Raw genomic sequence first — 3,198 nt, 5'->3', positions numbered from 1 at the left:
ATCCGCGGGTCGGCGTCAGCGTCAGCGTCGGCGTCGGCGTCGGTGGCGACCCGGGTCGCGGTGGCGGCACCGGCAGCGAGCGCGCCGCGTAACGCGGCGTCCGCGGCGGGCGGCCCGACGGTCAGCGCCCGTACCGGCACCGACCAGGCGTCGCCGAGACGCAGCGCCCATTCACAGGCCGCCTGGTCGGCGGCGGACAGGCCCGACAGCCGGTCGTCGATGCGGACCTCGCCGGTCAGCGGGTCCACCTCGACCGCCAGCGGCGAATGCGCCACCAACACCGTCAGCTGGAGGTTCTGGAGCTCCGGGAGGCCGCCCAGGTCAGCCGTGGCGGAAGACGACACCATGACCTCCCTCCGGGTAGCTCCAGCGGATCGCGCCCCGCGCGCCGCAGACCATGTAGCAGGTCCCGCACTCGAAGCACTGTTCGTAGTTGAACAGGATGCCGCCGTCGGTCTTCGGTACGAACAGGTCAGCTGGGCAGGCCGTCACGCAGGCCTTGGTGGTGCACTTCTCGCACACGGTGGAGTCGACGGTGATGTGCGCCTTGTCCGCCACGTCGAAGCGCACCGTCGCCATGCGGTCGGCGAACGACAGGGTCTCCGCGGACGACGGGCGGGCCGGCCAGCGAAGGAAGGTTCGGGTACTCATGCCACAGCCTCCCTGGGATGATGAAGCGATCATTCTTCAGCCGAAGGTACGCAGGGCCGCGGTCCCGTCCCGGGCGAGGTCACGCAGCCGCACGCCGCTGCCGCGCAGCCGGGCACGCGCGATCGTCACGAGGCCTCGCTTCGGGCGCGGGTTCGTCACGGTGAACATGTCCTCGACAATTCCGCAGATCAGGTCCGGGTACCGATGCTGCGTGCGGTCGCCGAGCACGAGTGCCGGCGCGCGGCGCAGCTTCCGGTGGTCGGCCAGCACGAACGACGACTCCAGGCTTCGTCGGTAGCCGGCGAGCCCGCGCGCGGAGGTGTCACCCGCGCCCAGGGCCTCGACCGCGGTCTGGCCGGCCGCCGCACCCGACGCGATCGCGAAGTTGACCCCCTCCAGCCAGATCCCCGCGGCCAGGCACATCGCGGCGGCGTCGCCGGCGACCAGCAGGCCGTCGCCGGCCAGCGCCGGCATGGCGTCGTAACCACCCTCGGGGATCAGGTGCGCGCCGTACTCGATCAGTTCGCCGCCTTCGACCAGCGGATGGATGGCCGGATGAGCCTTGAGCCCAGCGATGAGTTCCTCGGGACGCTGGCGTGAGGTGGCGAGGTCCGTCACGGAGAGCACCACGCCAACGGCGATCGTGTCGAGGTTGGTGTAGACGAAGCCACCACCGGCGACACCGCCGGTACCGCCGAGGATCTCGATGTCCACGCCGTCGCGGTCCCGGACCCCGAAGCGGGCCTCGATCTCCCGGCGCGGCAGGGAGAGGATCTCCTTCGCGCCGAGGGTGAAGTGGTGGGCGCCGGCCTTCGGGTACAGGCCGGCCTCCTTCGCGAGGAAGGAGTTGACTCCGTCCGCGGCGATCACCAGCGGTGCCCGCAGGTCGCCGTCGGGACGGTCGGTGCGCACTCCGGTGATCTGCCCGGTGAGCGGGTCTCGCAGCAGCCCGGTGGCAACGGTGGACGTGACGAGCGTGGCGCCGTCCTTCTCGGCCAGCCCGGCGAACCACGCGTCGAACTCGGAGCGCAGCGTGGTGGCGCCGTTGTACGGCGGACGGCCCCACTTCTGGTTGCGGTAGTCGATGGCGAGGGCCTGATCGCCAGTAAGAATCATGGTTTGGCGGCGGGTGACCCACCGTTGGATGGGCGCCTGCTCGGCCCAGTCCGGCACCAGGTCATCGAGGACCCGGCCGTAGACGACCCCGCCGTAGAGGTTCTTCGCGCCCGGGAACGGCCCGCGTTCCAGCAGCAGTACCGATTTTCCCGCGCGGGCCGCGACCAGCGCGGCCGCGGACCCGGCTGGTCCCGCGCCGACGACGATCACATCCGCGTCGTGTCCGGCGTTCGCCGGCCGTGCTGCCGCTGCCGCTGCCGGCGCCGCGGTCGCGGACGGGGGGAGCGGGCTGGTGGCCGGGCGCCGCGGCGGCGCGGCCAGGTGCCCATCCGGATAGCGATCATCCGAGGATGGCGCGCCGCTCACGATGTGCTCCCTTCGCCGTGACCGACGGTCGTGTCGCTGATGGTCCCGTTGCTGATGCTCCCGCTGCTGATGGTCCCGCTGCCGATGGCTTTGGTGCCGGCGGTGGCCTCGGCAGCTCCGGCCAGCCGGCGGCGGAGCTCGGCCACGACCGCGGGGGCGTCCGCGATGATCGCCAGATCGGCCATGGCCATCATCGGCGCGCTCCCGTCGACGTTGACCGAGATCACGTGATCGGGGCTGCCCAGGCCGCTGGTGTGCTGAACGGCCCCGCTGACCCCGAAAGCCAGGTACAGCCGGGGCGCCACGATCGCCCCGGTGGTGCCGATCTGGCGCTCGAAGGGGATCCAGTCAAGATCGGCCACCACCCGGGTGCCGCCCAGCGACGCGCCGAGGGCCGCGGCCACGTCGCTGAGCTGCGAGAACGCCTCCCGGCTGCCCATTCCGTGCCCGCCGCCGACGATGCGGGGCGCCTCGGTCAGCGCGATCGTCGCCGGATCGGCCGCCAGCACTTCCAGCACCTCGGCATCGGGCACCGCATCCGGACGCGGGAGCGCCGGAGCGATCGACCGTGTCCGCGGGACGCCCGGGTGCGGCGCGACACCGCGGACGCCTGGCACCAGAGTCGCCACCACCGGCCCGCGTACCGGCACATGCTCGGCGAGCCGGCCGTCGTAGCGTTCGGCCACGATCTCGCCGGGGCGGACGGCGACGGCGTTGGCTACCAGCTGCCGTCGGAGAGCCGCGGCGAGCCGCGGGGCGAAGTCGCGCCCGTCCGGGGAGGCGGGCATAATGATCAAATCGCTGTCGATCGGACTGCTGCCGACCGTGCCGCGGTCGAGCCCGGTGGCCAGGGCCGCGGACCATGCCGCCGGCGCGAACTCGCCCGCCTCCCACAGGGTGACCTCGGTCGCGGCGGTCAGGCCGGTCGCGGCACGGGCGACGCCGTCGCCGACGAGCAGTACCCGCCCGCCCGCCTCCGCGGTCACCTCGTCCGCACCCGCCGGCAGCACCCCGCGGCGCACAACAATGACACCGAGCGCCGAACCGGCTGAGCGCGAACCGGCC

General features: G+C 72.8%; 3 protein-coding genes and 1 pseudogene. All 4 read right to left on the bottom strand.

Features of this window, described 5'->3' with window-relative positions; translation table 11 throughout:
* Positions 1-347 (bottom strand): annotated as a pseudogene (locus MJ783_RS19740) (hypothetical protein); the annotation flags it as partial.
* Positions 322-651 (bottom strand): ferredoxin family protein, encoded by a 330-nt coding sequence (locus MJ783_RS19735; protein WP_239312492.1) that lies wholly within the window; start codon positions 649-651, stop codon positions 322-324. The pseudogene MJ783_RS19740 and the gene MJ783_RS19735, both read right to left, overlap by 26 nt.
* 36 nt (positions 652-687) lie before the next feature.
* The gene (locus tag MJ783_RS19730) at positions 688-2,088 is read right to left on the bottom strand and encodes an FAD-dependent oxidoreductase (RefSeq protein ID WP_370651722.1); all 1,401 of its coding nucleotides are present in this window, start codon (positions 2,086-2,088) and stop codon (positions 688-690) included.
* Between the two features lie 41 nt (positions 2,089-2,129).
* On the bottom strand, positions 2,130-3,198 hold a 1,069-nt coding region (locus tag MJ783_RS19725; RefSeq protein ID WP_370651721.1), incomplete at its 5' end, for a mycofactocin-associated electron transfer flavoprotein alpha subunit.

The organism is Protofrankia sp. Cj3 (assembly GCF_917627355.1).
GTDB lineage: Bacteria > Actinomycetota > Actinomycetes > Frankiales > Frankiaceae > Protofrankia.
This window is presented reverse-complemented; position numbering and strand designations above follow the sequence as displayed.

Bases quoted from the DNA above. Each gene is read 5' to 3' on its own strand.
- MJ783_RS19735 (WP_239312492.1), bottom strand. From the start codon at position 651: ATGAGTACCCGAACCTTCCTTCGCTGGCCGGCCCGCCCGTCGTCCGCG.